The organism is Pseudoclavibacter sp. CFCC 14310 (genome assembly GCF_008831165.1).
Lineage (GTDB): Bacteria > Actinomycetota > Actinomycetes > Actinomycetales > Microbacteriaceae > Pseudoclavibacter_A.
Genome location: NZ_WBKC01000003.1, coordinates 323,943 through 341,099, shown reverse-complemented (window position 1 = coordinate 341,099; position 17,157 = coordinate 323,943). Strand labels below are relative to the sequence as shown.

At 66.4% G+C, this 17,157-nt stretch carries 12 protein-coding genes; 7 read left to right on the top strand and 5 right to left on the bottom strand.

Going from position 1 to position 17,157, the window contains the following annotated elements:
• The first annotated feature begins 2 nt into the window (after positions 1–2).
• Together F8O06_RS08910 and F8O06_RS08905 are read left to right on the top strand one after the other, a co-directional pair.
• Positions 3–1,346: a M18 family aminopeptidase gene (locus tag F8O06_RS08910; protein WP_158038276.1), complete on the top strand. Its 1,344-nt coding sequence runs from the start codon at positions 3–5 to the stop codon at positions 1,344–1,346.
• The gene (locus tag F8O06_RS08905) at positions 1,343–2,356 is read left to right on the top strand and encodes an NAD(P)H-hydrate dehydratase (RefSeq protein WP_225733449.1); all 1,014 of its coding nucleotides are present in this window, start codon (positions 1,343–1,345) and stop codon (positions 2,354–2,356) included. The genes F8O06_RS08910 and F8O06_RS08905 overlap by 4 nt, the downstream gene beginning before the upstream one ends.
• Positions 2,357–3,106: 750 nt before the next feature.
• Here the strand turns inward: F8O06_RS08905 and F8O06_RS08900 are convergent.
• The 4 genes from F8O06_RS08900 to aroA all read right to left on the bottom strand — a co-directional run bounded on the left by F8O06_RS08900 (position 3,107) and on the right by aroA (position 7,993).
• Positions 3,107–4,270, bottom strand: coding sequence for a DUF4192 family protein (locus F8O06_RS08900; RefSeq protein ID WP_158038275.1), 1,164 nt, complete (start codon positions 4,268–4,270; stop codon positions 3,107–3,109).
• 205 nt (positions 4,271–4,475) lie between these two features.
• A complete protein-coding gene (locus tag F8O06_RS08895; RefSeq protein WP_158038274.1) occupies positions 4,476–5,264 on the bottom strand; it encodes an inositol monophosphatase family protein in 789 nt (262 codons plus the stop codon).
• 82 nt (positions 5,265–5,346) lie between these two features.
• Entirely contained in the window at positions 5,347–6,543 is a 1,197-nt protein-coding gene (locus tag F8O06_RS08890; protein WP_158038273.1) for a ribosome small subunit-dependent GTPase A, read from the bottom strand.
• A 1-nt stretch (position 6,544) separates the two neighbouring features.
• Entirely contained in the window at positions 6,545–7,993 is a 1,449-nt protein-coding gene (gene aroA, locus F8O06_RS08885) for a 3-phosphoshikimate 1-carboxyvinyltransferase (protein ID WP_158038272.1), read from the bottom strand.
• Positions 7,994–8,095: 102 nt separating this feature from the next.
• On the opposite strand from aroA, the gene F8O06_RS08880 reads away from it, so the two are divergent.
• Both F8O06_RS08880 and F8O06_RS08875 read left to right on the top strand, forming a co-directional pair.
• The gene (locus F8O06_RS08880; protein WP_158038271.1) at positions 8,096–8,827 is read left to right on the top strand and encodes a sigma-70 family RNA polymerase sigma factor; all 732 of its coding nucleotides are present in this window, start codon (positions 8,096–8,098) and stop codon (positions 8,825–8,827) included.
• Positions 8,824–9,090, top strand: a complete 267-nt coding sequence (locus F8O06_RS08875; RefSeq protein WP_158038270.1) for an anti-sigma factor family protein — start codon at positions 8,824–8,826, stop codon at positions 9,088–9,090. The genes F8O06_RS08880 and F8O06_RS08875 overlap by 4 nt, the downstream gene beginning before the upstream one ends.
• Positions 9,091–9,237: 147 nt before the next feature.
• Here F8O06_RS08875 and F8O06_RS08870 read toward each other — a convergent pair whose 3' ends face one another.
• Positions 9,238–13,131: a multifunctional oxoglutarate decarboxylase/oxoglutarate dehydrogenase thiamine pyrophosphate-binding subunit/dihydrolipoyllysine-residue succinyltransferase subunit gene (locus F8O06_RS08870; RefSeq protein WP_158038269.1), complete on the bottom strand. Its 3,894-nt coding sequence runs from the start codon at positions 13,129–13,131 to the stop codon at positions 9,238–9,240.
• Between the two features lie 172 nt (positions 13,132–13,303).
• On the opposite strand from F8O06_RS08870, the gene F8O06_RS08865 reads away from it, so the two are divergent.
• Genes F8O06_RS08865 through F8O06_RS08855 form a run of 3 tightly spaced genes read left to right on the top strand, consistent with a single transcriptional unit; the run spans position 13,304 to position 17,147 of the window.
• Positions 13,304–14,743 (top strand): GuaB1 family IMP dehydrogenase-related protein, encoded by a 1,440-nt coding sequence (locus F8O06_RS08865; RefSeq protein WP_158031051.1) that lies wholly within the window; start codon positions 13,304–13,306, stop codon positions 14,741–14,743.
• Entirely contained in the window at positions 14,740–16,104 is a 1,365-nt protein-coding gene (locus F8O06_RS08860) for a hemolysin family protein (RefSeq protein ID WP_263969993.1), read from the top strand. Before F8O06_RS08865 ends, F8O06_RS08860 begins: the two co-directional genes overlap by 4 nt.
• A complete protein-coding gene (locus F8O06_RS08855) occupies positions 16,101–17,147 on the top strand; it encodes a hemolysin family protein (RefSeq protein WP_158031052.1) in 1,047 nt (348 codons plus the stop codon). The genes F8O06_RS08860 and F8O06_RS08855 overlap by 4 nt, the downstream gene beginning before the upstream one ends.
• The last annotated feature ends 10 nt before the right edge of the window (positions 17,148–17,157 follow it).

Genomic DNA, 17,157 nt, shown 5'->3' with positions numbered 1-17,157 from the left:
CAATGAGCGATCAAGACTCCGCACGAACCGCGTTCGCTGACGGGTTTCGCACCTTTCTGGCGCACAGTCCGACCTCGTATCACGCGGCTGAGGCCGTCGCCGCACGGCTGACGGCTGCAGCATTCACCCGACTCGACGAGCGCGACCAGTGGCCGAGCGAAGCCGGACGCTACGTGGTGGTGCGCGATGGTGCGGTGATCGCGTGGGTCGTGCCCGAAGGAGCTACCGCGACGACGCCGTTGCGTGTGATCGGCGCGCATACCGACTCGCCGGGGTTCCGGCTGAAGCCGACGCCAGACTTCGTCACGCACGGGTGGCAGCAGGCCGGCGTCGAGATCTACGGTGGGCCGCTGCTCAGCACCTGGTTCGACCGTGATCTGGCCGTCGCAGGCAGGGTCTTCGACCGATCGGGGAGAGCCCATCTGGTGCGCACCGGGGCCATTGCGCGCATCCCGAATCTGGCGATTCACCTCGACCGACGCGCGAATAGCGATCATACGATCGGGCGACAGCGAGAGACCGCGCCGGTGATCGGGGCCGTTGATGCCGTCGACGGCAGCGATGGCAGCGACGCTAATCTGATCGGGTACGTCGCGGCTCGTGCGGGCCTGGAACCAGGCGACGTCACGGGTGCCGATCTGTTCCTCACCGACACACAGCCTGCAGCGCTGCTCGGTATGCATGAAGAGTTCCTCGCCGCTGCTCGGCTCGACAACCTGACGTCGGTCTACGCGGCTCTGGCAGCGCTTGCCGCTGTGGCCGGAGGCAGCAGGGGCGAGCGTCTGGTTGCGACCAGTGAACACATCAGCGTCTTCGCTGCGTTCGATCATGAAGAGGTCGGATCGGCCACGCGCTCTGGCGCCGCGGGGCCGTTTCTCGAAGAAGTGCTGCTGCGCATCGCCGAAGGCCGCGGAGCGACCACTGGGCAGCGGCTGCAGTCTTGGGCCGACTCCTGGGTGCTGTCGAGCGATGCCGGGCACCTCGTGCACCCGAACCATGTGGGCAAGCACGATCCAGAGCACCTGCCGAGGCCCGGCCGGGGCCCGCTGCTCAAAGTCAACGCTCAGCAGCGGTATGCCACTGACGGCGCCGGCGAGGCACTGTGGCACGGCTTGGCCGAGGCCGCCGGAGTCGCGGTGCAGACCTTCGTCTCGAACAACGACGTGCCATGCGGCAGCACGATCGGGCCCATCACAGCGACACGTCTGGGTCTGCGCACGGTCGACGTCGGTGTGGGGCTGCTCTCGATGCACTCTGTACGCGAACAGGTGCATCTCGGCGACCTCCGGGCGCTGTCGCAGCTGATCGCGACCTTCATGCTGGCGGCCGAGGAGCGAAACGCATGAACGACAAGACCACTCCCGCCATCGAGCTTGCGCGCGCACTGACCAGGCCGCGTCTCTGGACGGCCGTCGACACCGCCGTGACCTACCGCTGGCCGCATGCGAACGATCACAAGTACTCTCGTGGCGTGCTCGGGCTGATGACCGGTTCGCCGCAGTTTCCGGGCGCGGCCGTGCTGAGCACCGCCGGCGCGCTGCACACCGGCCTGGGGATGCTCCGCTGGCTGGGCGATGACAGCGTGCGCGACCGAGTGCTCGACTTCGCGCCTGAGGCGGTGACGACGGAGGGGCGTACCGATGCCTTCGCCGTCGGCAGCGGTCTGCCCGAGGTGAGCGCCGAGGCTGGCGACCCGGAGCTCTTTCGTCGAGTGCACGATCTGCTGATCAGCGGTGTGCCGACCGTGGTCGATGCGGGTGCGCTCGCAGCAATCGACGAGGCTGCCCTCGACCATGAGCACCGGTGGATTCTGACGCCGCATCTGGGGGAGTTCCGTCGTGTGGCGAAGCGCCTCGGTGTCGACGTCGCGCTCGACGAGCTTGCTGATGCGGAGCAGTCTGGCAGCGGTGTGAGCCTGCGCGATGCCTCTTTGGATCCTTCCGGCGCTGCCTTGGACCCTTCTCAGGCCGCCGCCCCTGGTCGCTCGGCGGATGCAGTGGAGCGTCACGCCGAAGCGGCTGCCGCGCTGGCTGAGCGAACGGGTTCAGTCGTCCTGCTCAAAGGCGCGCACACAGTGGTCTCCGACGGCACTCAGACTGCGCTGGTGACGACCGGCACGCCGTGGCACGCGACCGCAGGCACCGGTGACGTCCTGACCGGTGTCGTGGGAGCGCTGCTGGCTGCCCGCGCCGAGGCTCCGACATTGGACGCTCTCGTCAGCGTTGCAGCCTCCGGTGCGTGGCTGCACGGCCGTGCGGGTCAGCTGGCGCAGGGGCCGTTCACAGCTCTGCAGCTTGCGGCAGCACTGCCCGAGGCCGTGCGGTCGATCACACCGAATCCCGTTGTGTCGCACTGACCTGCCTGGCCAGGGTCTGTCAGACCACGGCCTTGTCTGCCCCATAGGTCATCGCGACATGGCCTGGCTGGCCAAGACCTGTCTCAGTGCAGCCTGCCTGAGCGCTCTGCCTCGTGTGCCACACCCTTCCCAGGGCCAGCCTCCTCTCCTTTCTGATTGAGGCATGGCAAATGCTGCTCTCGACCGTCGAGACATGGAACTTGGCATGTCTCGATGGTAGGGAAGGACATTTCCCATGTCTCGATGGCGGTGGGAGACATTTCCCATGTCTCGATGGTGGGGAAGGACATTTCCCATGTCTCGATGGTGGGGAAGGACATTTCCCATGTCTCGATGGTGGGGAAGGACATTTCCCATGTCTCGATGGTGGATCTCGATGGGGCAACGTCAGATCTCCGCGGGTCGGTAGGGAAGGCCGTGCGGCAGCTGAGGTATGCCGGGTGATGTGACGGTGGCGCGGTGCCAACGGTGTGTGGGCGGATGCTGATGGGGCAAGCTGGACCAAGCAGGAGCAGGCCGGACCAGCCGGAGCAGGCCGGACCAGCCGGAGCAGGCCGGACCAGCCGGAGCGGGCAGGGCCAGCCGGAGCGGGCTGGGGCAAGCTGAGCGAAGCCGGACCGGGCAGGGCCAAGCCGGTCCGGGCTGGACCAAGCCGGAGCGGGCCGGGCCAAGCCGGGCAGGGCCAAGCCGGAGCAGGCCGGGCCAGTGGGTGGGCCAGGCATGGCGGTAGGCCCGGCGAGAGCTGCGCCCTTACACGGCTGACTCTGAAGTCGAGCTCTGCTCAACGAGCCAGGCTGGCGCGCCGAATCCGCAGCAGAGGTCGGCGAAGACGCCGGCCAACCCATGGTCAGGGTCATGGTCGAGCACCTGCACGAGCAGCCGTTCGGCCACACTGCCGATGCCGATCGCCCACCAGAGCCATGCCATCATCGCAGCGAGATCTGCACGCACTGCAGGATCGGCTGCTGCGCAGCAGCGCTGCAGCACATGCACAGCAGACCGCATTCGCTCGCGGTCGGGTGGGGCCGCAGGGACACCACGCAGCACGAGTTCAGCCAGCGTGTTCTTCAGCCGATACGCGACGGAGGCCAGGTTCGTGTGACGAACACGCGTGTGCTGTGACTCCTGAGCGGCCAGCCCCAGCGCCTCGGGGCCGAACGCCAGACCCACCAAGAAGATCTCGCGCACGATGTCGAGGCGGGCGACGGTGCAGAAATCAAGCAGTCGGTCGACCGATTCGGTGCGATCAGAACCTGGGGGCGGGACGCCGAGCGAGGCGTGCCGAATAAGCGCTTCGAGATCGAGACCGAGGGTCTGAATCGTCTCGTGCAGCCGGAGGCTCTCGGGCAGCCCGTCGAGGCGTTCCGCGAGTGCCTTCGACGTCTCTGCAGCGAGAGCTGTGTCACGGGGCGGCAGTTCGGACATCGCTTCGAGATCGACGATCTCGCGCTCGACGGCCATCATGGCGTCGAGGCGCATCGGGTTCTGCTCGATCTCAGCGAGGTCTCTGCCCCCGGCCGGCAGATCGGCATCGAGATAGCTGCCCCAACCGTCGCCCGCGACACAGCAGGCGTCAAGCACGTCGAGCTCGGAATCAGACAGACACTCTTCGAGCAGCGACCACAGCAGCGAATAGGGCAGCTTGGTGCTGTCGCCGACGGCACGGTCGCAGTAGACCACGGGAACCACCCCAGTGCATCCGGGCACTCGGCAGAGGGTGTCGACCACCAGATCGGCGAACTCCCGAGCCCTGACCAGATCGCCGTCGGCGGGCAGGTCGAGGCGAAACGAGCCGATGCTGCGTTTGCCAGAGAAGAACACGGCGACGAGACTCTCATGGGCGATGAAGCCGGTGAGCGCCGGAAGCGTGGCGAGAAACTGCGCGGAACCCTGCGGTTTGAGTGTGACTTTCATGCCCTCAGCGTCGCCGCAGACGCACACACGGGCGACCCGATTCTGACAGATGTGAGCAGGTAGCGAGGCACCTGGCGCTTGTGCAGAGACGGCATCGGCGCGTCTGCGCCAGGCAGCCAGGCGGCCAGCCAGGCAGGCAGGCAGGCAGCCAGCCCAGCCAGCCAGGCAGCCAAGCAGACAGGCAGAGGGCAGGGGGCAGCTCAGATCAGCGCGGGTTCAGCACACGCAGAGCCTCGTCATGCACACGACCGTTGGTGGCGAGGGCAGCTCCCTCCCAAATGCCAGGAACGCCCGCGGTCGAGCTGAACCGCCCCCCGGCCTCGGTGATGATCGGAACCAGCGCCGCCATGTCGTACGGCTTCAGATCGGGCTCGGCCACGACATCCACCGAACCGTCTGCGACCAGCATGTACGGCAGAAAGTCGCCGAACATCCGATGCCGGTGCGACGCGTCGAGCAGAGCGATCGCCTCGGCGCGCTGGTCGACCAGATCCCACTGGTCGAGGCTGCCGATGCTCACGAAGCCGTCGCTCAGCCGATCGACCGCAGACACCTGCAGCCGCTCTGGCTCGCCGTCTGCGAAGACGCCGAACGCTCCAGAACCCTGCGCCGCCCACCAGCGCCGCGCCAGCAGCGGAGCGCTCACCACGCCCACGACCGGCTCGCCGTCGACGACCAGAGCGATCAGCGTCGCCCACACCGGCACACCGCGAAAGTAGTTGCCAGTGCCGTCGATCGGGTCGATGATCCACTGCCGGCCGGGTTGGCGCTCGCCGCCGTACTCCTCGCCGTAGACGGTGTCATCGGGGCGCTCCTCGGCGACCAGCTCGCGCAGCCGGCGCTCGGTCGCCAGATCGGCATCGGTGACCTCTGAGTCATCGGACTTGGTCTGCACGTCGAGATCGGTGACGCGAAAACGGGAGGTGGTCACCTGATCGGCGGCATCAGCCAGAGTGAGAGCGAACGAGAGATCCTGCGCGAGCGTGAACGACATGCCTCAAGGGTACCCGCGCCCGCTCAATCGCACTGCTGTCGGCACGCCGACAGGTTCCGACGACCCGTCGAAGGGCTCGCGGTCAGTACTTCGGGCGATCGTGCAGGTTGCGCAGCACCCGCACCAGCGAATGCACGCGCTGATGCAGCTCTGAGGGCAGCCCCGCTGCGAGCTCGTCTGCGTCGAGCTGCTCGATGGGAGTCTGCGCGACGACCGGCACCAGCGACTCGAGATCTGGGAATGCCTGGAACACCCGATCGGCCTGCACATGGCCGAGCCCGAACGATCGCACTCCCGGTGTGTCGATGAGCCACCCGTGGCGTGCGTCGACCGCGACGTGATCGTCGTCGTGGGATGCCATGGCGACCGCCGAGTCGCGCTCGCCAGCCGAGTCGCGCGAGCCGCCTCCGCGATTCGAGCGGCCTGGGGCAGCGGCTTCACCGGCTCCGGCTTCACCGGCTCCGACATCCGCGGTATCCGCAGCATTCGCCGCGACCGCCTCGACTCGGCAGGCCAGCGCAGACGACGACGTGTGCCGGCCTCGACCGGTCACCGCGTTGACGTGCCCGGTCGCGCGATCGGCCTCGGGCACCACCGCGTTCAGCAGCGTGGACTTGCCCACGCCCGAGTGTCCGATCAGCACCGCGATGTGCCCGAGGGCGACGTCGATCACAGCATCGCTCGCGAAGCGGTCGGCACGGCTCTCAAGCACTTCGATATCGAGACCCGCGAGATGCTCGTGCACCGGCGCGGCGCTCGCCAGGTCGGTCTTCGTGACGGCCACGATGGGAACGATGCCGGCGTCGAGCGCGGCGACGATGCACCGATCGATAAATCCGAGGCTTGGATCCGGCTGCGCGGCGGCCACCACGATGATCAGCCGGTCTGCGTTGGCCACCACCACACGTTCGACTGAGTCGATGTCGTCGGCACTGCGCCGCAGCACCGTCGTGCGCGGCTCGACACGCACGATGCGGGCGAGCGTGCCGTCGTCTCCGCTGAGATCGCCGACCACAGCCACACGATCGCCGACCACGATCTGTTTGCGGCGCAGCTCGCGTGCCCGGGCGGCAGTGACCGGCTGGCCGGTGGATGCCACCTCGAGCTGGTAGCGACCGCGATCGACCGCGATGACGAAGGCCTGCTGCGCGTCGTCGTGCGCAGGTCGTCTCTTGCTGCGCGGACGGTTGGCCTTGGGGTTCGGCCGCACCCGCACGTCCGACTCGTCATAGTCGTCCCACAGCCCGCGCTCTTCGGCGTCGCTCTCTGTCCAGGTCATCTCAGATGCCCAGACTCAGCAGGTCGGTCTTCGGAGGTTCGACCAGCTCCGACCACATTCCTGCGAAGTCGGGCAGGGTCTTGCCGGTCGAGTTGATGTCGTCAACTTCGACGTCGGTCACCAGCAGTCCGATCACTGCGCCGGCCGTGGCCATGCGATGATCGGCATAGGCCTGCCACGACCCCCCGTGCAGCTCGGCAGGCTCGATGATCAGCCCGTCGTCGGTCTGTCTCGCCCGGCCGCCCAGTCCGTTGATGTCGTTCTCGAGCGCCGCGAGACGATCGGTTTCGTGCCCGCGCAGATGCGCGATACCGCGCAGCCGACTCGGTGTGTCAGCCAGTGCCGCGACTGCCGCGATGGTCGGAGCCAGCTCGCCGGCTGCTGAGAGATCGAGATCGGCGCCATGCAGTTCGCCGCTGCCGCTGAGCGTCAGCACACCCTCTGCGAGTTCGGAACGACCGCCGAACGCAGCGAAGAGCTCGGGCAGCAGCGCCCCGACCTGTGTGGTGCTGGCGGGCCAGCCGTCGACCGAGACCTGACCGCCGGTCACCAGGGCCGCGGCCAGAAAAGGAGCCGCGTTCGAGAGATCCGGCTCGAGTCGCACATCGGCTCCGGCGATCGGCTGCTCGGCCACCCGCCAACAGGTGGGCCCCAGTCGCTCGACAGTGACCCCGTGCTCGGCGAGTGTCGCGATCGTCATCTCGATGTGCGGCAGGCTGGGCACGCGATCACCCACATGCTCGATCGTCGTGACACCCTGATACCGGGGCGCCGCAAGCAGCAGAGCCGAGACGAACTGACTCGAAGCAGAGGCGTCGATGCGAATGTGCGAACCGCTCACCGATCCGGTGCCGTGCACGGTGAACGGCATGCCGCCGCGACCGTCGTCGGCCACGTCGACGCCGAGCTGTCGCAGCGCCTCGATGATCGCCCGCATGGGCCGCTGCCGGGCGTGCGGGTCACCGTCGAAGCCGACCGGCCCCATCGCCATCGCTGCGATCGGCGGCACGAAGCGCATGACCGTGCCCGCCAGGCCGCAGTCGATCGAGACGCTGCCGTGCACGTCGGTGATCGGAGTGACGCGCAGGTCGCCGCTGCGATCCGTCGAGGCGGCAGCGGACGCCGTGGTCGGCAGACCAGTGAGGAAGGCGGACGCAGCGGGGGAGGCGGGGTCGCGCGGGGCATCCGCCACCGGCTCGATGCGGGCGCCGAGCTGTCGCAGCGCCTCGATCATCAGAGCACTGTCGCGGGAGTGCAACGGCGCTCGCAGCACTGAGGGGGCGTCGGCCAGAGCAGCCAGCACCAGCTCGCGGTTCGTCAGCGACTTCGAACCGGGAATGCGCACCGTTCCGGTCACAGGGCCAGCCGGGGTGGGGGCCACCCATGGTCGTGTGGGAGGGACATCGGTCGCGGCGCGCTCGCCGTCTCTGGAATAGCCACGTATCTGCATCGTTGTTAAGTGTATCGGCAGCAGTGACTGCACAGGCGAGGCGAGAGGACGCATCCGTTGACAGCGACATGTCTCGCAGAGAGACCGGTAGACTTGGGCAGGATGACATCCCCGACCACCGATCACGAAAGTTCGCAGAGCTCGACTCCTGAGCCGCTGCCCGAAGAGCCGACGCAGGCTCCGCTCGACGTCACACGGCTGTCGGCAGACGAACGTCGCGAGCTGTTTCAGCAGCAGGCCATGCCATTCATCGACCAGCTCTACGGTGTGGCGATGCGCATGACTCGAAACCCGTCTGACGCCCAAGACCTCGTGCAAGAGACATATGCCAAGGCGTTCCAGGCGTTCGGATCGTTTCGACAGGGCACCAATCTCAAAGCGTGGCTCTACCGCATTCTGACCAACACGTACATCAACACGTATCGCAAAAAGCAGCGCACCAAAGGCACTGAGAGCATCGACGCTCTGGAAGAGTGGCAGATGGGCGGTGCCGAGTCGGCGACTGCGACGTCTTCGCGGTCGGCCGAGATCGAGGCCCTTGACCGTATGCCCGAGTCGCAGGTGAAAGAGGCGCTGCAGAACCTTCCCGAAGACTTTCGGCTGGCGGTGCTGCTGGCCGACGTCGAAGGCTTCTCGTACCAAGAGATCGCAGACGTGATGAAGACCCCGATCGGCACTGTGATGTCGCGCCTGCATCGCGGTCGAAAGCTGCTGCGCACCGAGCTTGCCGACTATGCGAAGCAGCTCGGGCTCAGCGACAAGTCGGCGGCGAACAAGCGGTCGACACGTGCGAAGAGCACGACGGCGAAGAAGAAGGCGGTGAACGACAAATGATTCGCAAAAGCGAGAACGATGCGGCGATCACCGAGTGCGAGCATGTGCGTGAACAGATCGAAGAGTACGTGCATGCCGAACTCACGGCCGATGAGGCGAGGGTCTTCGACGAACACATGCGCACCTGCCCGGAGTGCACCAGCGAGCACCAGGTGAGCATGGTGCTCACCGAGGTGATCCTACGAGGGTGTCGTGAAGAGGCTCCCGAGGCGTTGAAGCGCCGGGTGGTGGCACGTCTGCGCACCCTGCACGCCGAACACTGATTCTGTACGTCGAAGACTGACTCGCTGCGTCGCTCAGGTCGTCGGCTGCGTCGGCTTCGCTGACGGCCCGCCGCGACGATCGCACAACGTGAAGAGGCCCGGCCGGAGATTTTCTCCGGCCGGGCCTCTTCACGTCTGCGGCGACGATCAGCCGAAGGCGCGCTCGATCAGGTCTGCTTCCTGCTGCTTGTGCCTGAACTGCGAGCCGGTCGCAGGCGAAGCCGCGGCCTCGCGCGAGACGACCTGCACCTCTCGGTCGCCCACGGCTTTCGGCATGTGCAGTGCGAGGAACGGCCAGGCACCCTGGTTTTCGGGCTCGTCCTGCGCGAAGACGAGTTCGGCGTTCGGATACTGTGCGAGCACCCGCCGAAGCTCTGCCTCAGGCAGCGGGTAGTACTGCTCAAGACGAACCAGTGCGACCGTGGTGTCACCTGACTTCTGCAGCGCGGCCAGCATCTCCCAGTAGAGACGGCCGCTGACCACGACGACGCGACGTACCGCATTCTTGTCGATTGAACGGGTCTCGTCGAGCACCGGCTCGAACTGGCCGTGCGTGAAGTCTTCGACTGGGCTCACCGCCGTCTTCAGACGCAGCATCGACTTCGGGGTGATCACGATCAGCGGATGCTGTGGCCGGCTGAACGCCTGACGGCGCAGCAGATGGAAGTGCGAGGCCGGCGTCGAAGGCTGGGCCACGATCAAGTTCTCCTGCGCGGCAAGCGACAGGTACCGTTCGATACGTGCCGACGAATGGTCAGGGCCCTGACCCTCGTAACCGTGCGGCAGCAGCAGCACGAGCCCTGAACGCTGACCCCACTTCTGCTCAGCCGAGCTGATGAACTCGTCGATGACGGTCTGAGCGCCGTTGGCGAAGTCGCCGAACTGGCCCTCCCACAGCGTCAGCGCTTTGGTGTTCTCGACCGAGTAGCCGTACTCGAACGCCATGACTGCGAACTCGCTGAGAAGTGAGTCGTAGATCCAGAAGCCGGCCTGCTCGTTGGCGAGGTTCAGCAGTGGGAACCACTCCTGGCCGTTCTTCTGATCGTGCAGCACCGCATGGCGCTGCACGAACGTGCCGCGACGGGAGTCCTGACCGGTGAAGCGCACCGGCACACCCTGCACGAGCAGCGAACCGAAGGCGAGCAGCTCGCCGAACGCCCAGTCGATATGGCCATTGCGTGACATCTCGAAGCGCTTCTCGAGCACCTTCTTGAGCTTGCGATGCACGGTGAAACCCTCAGGCACCGCCACGTGGGCGTCACCGATGCGCTCGACGAGGGCCTGCGGAATGCTGGTGGCCCGTTCGAAGGTGCCGCCTGCCGCTGCAGCCTCGTGCTGCTGTGCCTCGGGCAGCTGGATGTCGTTGATCGCACGCGCAGTGTGGCCGCCTGCGCCGAGCGACTCCTCGTACGACTCTTTCTGGGCGGCGTGCGTCTCGTTGAACGCGCGCTCGAGCTCCGCGTGGAAGTCGGCGTCGGCCTTGTCGTACTCCTCTTGCGTGATGTCGCCACGACCGATCAGCGCCGAGGTGTAGAGCGCACGCACCGAGCGCTTCGACTCGATGATGCCGTACATCAGAGGCTGGGTCATCGACGGATCGTCGCCCTCGTTGTGGCCGCGACGACGGTAGCTGACCATGTCGATGAGCACGTCGCCGTGGAAGCGCTGCCGGTACTGGAAGGCCAGTTCGGCCACGCGCACGACGGACTCCGGGTCATCGCCGTTCACATGGAAGATCGGCGCCTGGATCGTACGGCCGACATCGGTCGGGTAGACCGACGAACGACCGTCGTACGGCTTGGTCGTGAAACCGATCTGGTTGTTGACGATCACGTGGATGGTGCCGCCGGTGCGGTATCCGCGCAGCTGCGACATCTGCAGCGCCTCGTAGACCGAGCCCTGGCCGGCGAAGGCCGCGTCGCCGTGCACCAGAATCGGCAGCACATTGAACGTCTTGTGCGGCTGTGCATCCTGCTTGGCGCGCACGATGCCTTCGAGCACCGTGTTGACCACCTCGAGGTGCGAGGGGTTCGCGGCCAAGTACACCTTGACCTGACGCTCCTGCTCACTCGTGAACACGCCTTCGGTGCCGAGGTGGTACTTCACATCGCCCGAACCGGTCTGCTGCGGCTGGGTGCCTTCGAACTCGCGGAACACCTGTGCGTAGGTCTTGCCGGCGATGTTCGTCAGCACGTTCAGACGGCCGCGGTGGGCCATGCCGATGCCGACCTCGTCGAGCTCTTCGTCGGCCGCGCGCTGCAGCACCTCGTCGAGCAGGGCGATGAGCGATTCGCTGCCTTCGAGCGAGAAGCGCTTCTGCCCGACGAACTTCGTCTGCAGGAAGGTCTCGAAAGCCTCGGCCTCGTTGAGCTTCTTCAGGATGTGCAGCTGTGTGTCGTGCCCGGGCTTGGAGTACGGGCGTTCGAGCTGATCCTGCAGCCACTCACGCTGCTCGGGGTCTTGAATATGCATGTACTCGACGCCCACATTGCGGCAGTAGCTGTCTCGCAGCTGACCCAAGATCTCGCGCAGCTTGGCCGTGGGCGCGCCGGTGATGCCTCCGGTCACGAACGACCGGTCGAGATCCCAGTGCGTCAGGCCGTGCGTCAGGATGTCCAGGTCGGGGTGGCGGCGCTGGTGGTACTCCAGCGGGTCGATGTTGGCGATCAGGTGACCTCGCACCCGGTAGGCGTGGATCAGCTGCTGCACGCGGGCGGCGCGGCCGACCTCGTCAGACGAGTTGATGGCCACATCGGGCACCCAGCGCACCGGCTCGTAGGGCAGCCGCAGCGACTCGAAGATGTCGTCATAGAAGCCGTGGTCGCCGAGCAGCAGCTCGTGCACGATCTTGAGGAACTGGCCAGAGCCGGCACCCTGGATGACGCGGTGGTCGTAGGTCGAGGTCAGCGTGACGACCTTCGAGATGCCCAGCTTGGCGATCGTCTCGGCGCTCACGCCGGAGTACTCAGCGGGGTAGTTGAGCGCGCCGGCGCCGATGATCGTGCCCTGCCCCTTCATCAGGCGCGGCACGGAGTGCACCGTTCCGATGCCTCCGGGGTTGGTGAGCGAGATGGTGACGCCGCTGAAGTCATCGGCGGTCAGCTTGTTGTGACGGGCTTTGTCGACCACTTGGTCGTAGGCGGTGATGAACTGCTCGAAGTCCATCTCTTCGGTCTGCTTGATGCCGGGCACCAGCAGCGCTCGAGTGCCGTCTTTCTTCGGCACATCGACGGCGATGCCGAGGTTGATGTGCGCGGGCTGCACGACCGACGGCTTGCCGTCGACCACGTCGTAGTAGACGTTCTGGCTGGGGAAGCTCTTCAGCGCCTGGACGAGCGCCCAGCCGATGATCTGTGTGAACGACACCTTGCCGCCGAGCGAACGCTTGAGATGGTTGTTGATCACGATGCGGTTGTCGATGAGGATCTTCGCTGGGATCGTGCGCACACTGGTCGCGGTGGGAACGGTCAGCGACTCGTCCATGTTGCGGGCAAGCGCCTTGGGCATGCCACGCAGCGGGGTGACCACGGGTTCGCGAGCGTCGGGCTCTGCGGCAGTCTCACCGACGGGCTTGGCCAGCTGCGTGTTGCGATCAGCGGGAATCGGCTTTGGCGCAGGGGCGAAGTTCGTGGTGCGAGCCACCGGCAGGTCGCCGACGATCGGAATCGAGGCGGTCGGGAACGGAGACGCCGTGGGCAGCGTCGAGCGCACCGGGGGCACAGGGCCGGGGTGCGGCGTGCTGTGCAGGTCTTCTTCGGCCTGCTGAGCCAGCTGCGCCTGCCGATCGAGACGTGCGTCGGTCGTGCCGTCGGAGAGACGCGCACCGCCCGAGGGCGCGTGCTCGACTCCGGTGCTGGCGGGCGCCGGCTGCTCTGCGGCGGGTTTCACCGCGCTGTCGGGGCGATAGTTCTGCAGAATGGGCAACCATTCCTTATCGACGCTAGCCGGGTCTTTCTGAAACTGCTCGTAGACCTGCTCGACGAGCCATTGGTTGGCCCCGAATTCCTGGGGGTCGAAGCTGCCTGATCCGCTGGTGGCCAAGACAATCGCCTCTCTTCATCGAAATGCTGACGAGACAACCCTACCGGCATTCCCCGAACGGCCGAATTCGACGTCGATGATTCTCCGACAGATGTTGGAACCGATCGCCGGGGCGTGGAACCAGCGCCCGCAGCTCACCAGCAACCGAAAGCGATGCACTAGCGTTGACTGCATGCGCTTCTATGATTCGCGGCCCCAATACGATCTGACCTATTCAGATGTCTTCCTGATTCCCTCGCGCAGCGAGGTCGGGTCACGTCTGCGCGTCGATCTGGCCAGCGACGACGTCACCGGAATGACCACGCCGATCGTCGCCGCGAACATGAACGCCGTCACCGGCCCGCGGCTTGCCGCCTCTCTGGCACGCCGCGGCGGTCTCGGCGTGCTGCCCCAAGACATGGACGAACAGTCACTGCTCGATGCGGTCGCCTGGGTCAAAGAGCGTTCGTCTCGGTTCGCCTCGCCTTTCCTGGTCGACGCCGACCTGCAGGTCGCCCAGGCGAAGCGGATGCTCCCTCCTGCAGAGGGACACGGCTTCGTCGTGCAGGATGCCCAAGGCGGGTTCGTCGGCGTTCTGTCTGCCACGGTGCTCTCTCGCGCACTCGACGACGCTCGGCTCGGCGACCTCGTCCATGGCGACCAGCCGGTGCTGCAGCAGAGCGAAGTGCCCGACGCCGAAACGCTTTTCAACACCCTGCACGATCGTGGTCACCAGCTCGCGGCCGTCTTCGACGGTGACCGTCTGCTCGGCACGGTCAACCAGAAGCAGGCGATGCGCTCGACGGTGTACCGCCCCAACGTCGATGCGCAGGGGCGCCTTCGGGTGGCCGCGGCGATCGGCATCAACGGCGACGTCGCGGGTCGGGCCGAGGCGTTCATCGCCGCCGGTGTCGACGTGCTCGTGGTCGACACCGCACACGGCCACCAGAAACAGATGCTCAACGCGCTCGAAGCGGTGCGCAGCGTCTCGAAGACCCACGCCGTGGTCGCCGGCAACGTGGTCACCGCGCAGGGGGTCGAAGATCTCGTCGCCGCCGGTGCCGACATCGTCAAAGTCGGGGTCGGACCGGGGGCCATGTGCACCACCCGCATGATGACCTCGGTCGGCCGGCCACAGTTCTCAGCCGTGCTCGAGGCCGCGACGACCGCTCGCTCGATCGGCGCCGGAGTCTGGGCCGACGGGGGAGTGCGCTACCCGCGCGACGTCGCGCTGGCGCTCGCCGCCGGAGCCAATGCCGTGATGATCGGCTCCTGGCTGGCCGGCACCATCGAGTCTCCGGGCGTCGTCGAGCGTGACGAGGCCGGGCGTCTCTTCAAACGCAACTACGGCATGGCCTCTTCGAAGGCGGTCGCGGGCCGATTCGCGAAGCTCACCCCGCTGGAGCAGGCTCGCAAGTCGATCTTCTCTGAGGGCATCAGCGACTCGAAGCTCTACATCGATCCGCTCACTCCGTCGACCGAAGACATCCTCGACCAGATCACCGCAGGCGTTCGCTCTGCGGCGACGTATGCCGGTGCCGCCGATCTCGCCCAGTTCCGCGAGCGCGCGACCATCGGCATCCAGTCGGCTGCCGGATACGAAGAGGGCCGCGCCCTCCCCGAGAGCTGGTGAGCGATCCGTTGAACGACCTCATCCTGTTCCTGATCGGCATTCTGCTGACCTTGGGAACCGGCATGTTCGTGGCCGCCGAGTTCACCCTGGTGAACATCGACCGTGCTGATCTCGAAGCACGTCGCGATCGCGGTGAAAAGGGACTCGAGCGCATCATCGGTGCGCTGCGCCAGACCGCCACGCATCTCTCCAGCGCGCAGCTGGGAATCACCCTGACCACGCTGCTCGCCGGCTATACGCTCGAACCGGCGCTGTCATCCTTCATGGCGCCGCTGTTCGACCTGATGCGTCTGCCCGAGCCCTGGGCGGGCACGATCAGCTCGATTCTCGCGGTCATCGTGGCGACCGTGCTCTCCATGCTCTTCGGCGAGCTGGTGCCCAAGAACTTCGCACTGGCCCGACCGATGGTGGTGGCCAGGATCGTGGTGCCCTTTCAGCTGGTGTTCACCACCATCTTCAAACCGGCGGTCATCCTGCTCAACGACACCAGCAACCTGGTGCTGCACGGCTTCGGGATCGAGCCGCAGGAGGAGCTCTCGTCGGCACGCAGCGCCGAGGAGCTCTCGTCACTGGTCAAACGCGCCGCGCTGGCCGGCAGCCTCGACTCGCAGACGGCGACGCTGCTGACCAAGACGCTCGACTTCTCAGAGCTGACGGCCGGTGACGTGATGACCCCGCGGCCGAGCGTGCAGCACGTGGAGGCCGTCGACACCGCGCAGGACGTCATCGACCTGACCCGCAGAACGGGCTTCTCGCGGTTTCCTGTGATCGGTCGCGACGGCGATGACGTGCTCGGCCTCGTGCATGTGAAACAGGCCGTGGGCATCGAACGCGACCAGCGCAGTCAGGTGAAGGTCAAAGCGCTCATGGTGCCGATCGCCCGTGTGCCAGAGACGATGTCGCTCGACACGCTGTTGGGCGAACTGCGCGGCCGCAGTCTGCAGATGGCCGTCGTGGTCGACGAATACGGCGGCACCGCCGGAGTCGTGACGCTCGAAGACCTGGTCGAAGAGCTGGTGGGCGAGGTGGCGGACGAACACGACCGACTGAGCCTGGGAGCGGTGCGCACTCGCAGCGGCAACTGGCTGCTGCCCGGTCTGCTGCGCGCAGACGAGATGGCCGAACAGGTGCAGGTGAGCTTTCCCGAAGGCAGCGCATATGACACGTTGGGCGGATTCGTGATGGAACGCCTGGGGCGCATCCCACAACCGGGCGACGCCGTCGAAGAACCCGGAGTCGGCACGTTCGTCGTCACGGTGATGGACGGCCGCCGCGTCGACCGGGTGCGTTTCGCGCCGGCGCCGCTGGTCGAGATCGCCGCTGCGCACGAGCGCGCGCAGGAAGGCGGTGACGCACGATGAATGACTGGGCAGGAATTCTCTGGTTGGTCGTGCTGCTCTTCGGCAATGCCTTCTTCGTCGGCGCAGAGTTCGCCGTGGTGACCGCTCGCCGTTCGCAGATCGAACCGCTGGCCGAGGCAGGCAACCGCCGAGCCAAGACCGCGTTGTGGGCCATGGAGCACGCCACCCTCATGCTGGCGGCGACTCAGCTGGGCATCACCATCTGCTCGCTGCTGATTCTGAACGTCTCAGAGCCGGCCATTCACCACCTGCTCGAGGTGCCGCTCGGCTGGCTCGGGCTCAACGATGCGGTCACGGGCACCGTGGCCTTCGTGATCACACTGGTGCTGGTGTCGTTCCTGCACGTGGTCTTCGGCGAGATGGTGCCGAAGAACATCGCGTTCTCGGTTCCGGATCGCGCGGTGCTGCTGCTGGCGACGCCGCTGGTCGGCTTCGACAAGATCTTCAAACCGGTGATCTGGGCGCTCAACAAGGGCGCCGACCTGGTGTTGATCGTGTTCGGGGTCAAACCACAGCACGCCGCGAGCACCGCATTCACCCTCGACCAAGTCGCCACGATCGTCGCCGAGTCGACGAAGGAGGGCACGCTCGACGACCGTGCGGGCACGCTCGGCAACACCTTCGAGTTCACCGAGAAGCGTGCGGTGGATGTCGCGGTGCCGACCGCCCAGCTGCGCACCCTGTCACAGAGCGCGACGCCCGACGACGTCGAGGACGCCGTCGCGGAGGACGGCTTCTCCCGCTTTCTCATTCGCGGGCCGCAGGGGGCGCTCGTCGGCTACGTGCATCTGAAGGACGTGCTCGACCTGCCGGCCGACCGCTACCGTTCGCCGATTCCGGTCGATCGCATCCGGCCGCTGATCACGATCAGCGCTGGCACCGAACTCGAAGACGCACTGACGATCATGCAGCGGCAGGGCGCGCACGTCGCCCGGGTCTCCGACGGCAGCGGCCATGTGACCGGGGTGCTGTTCTTCGAAGACATCATCGAAGTGCTCGTCGGCGAGGTGCACGACGGCACCCAGCACGAAACGGCCGAATGACGCCGCAGCG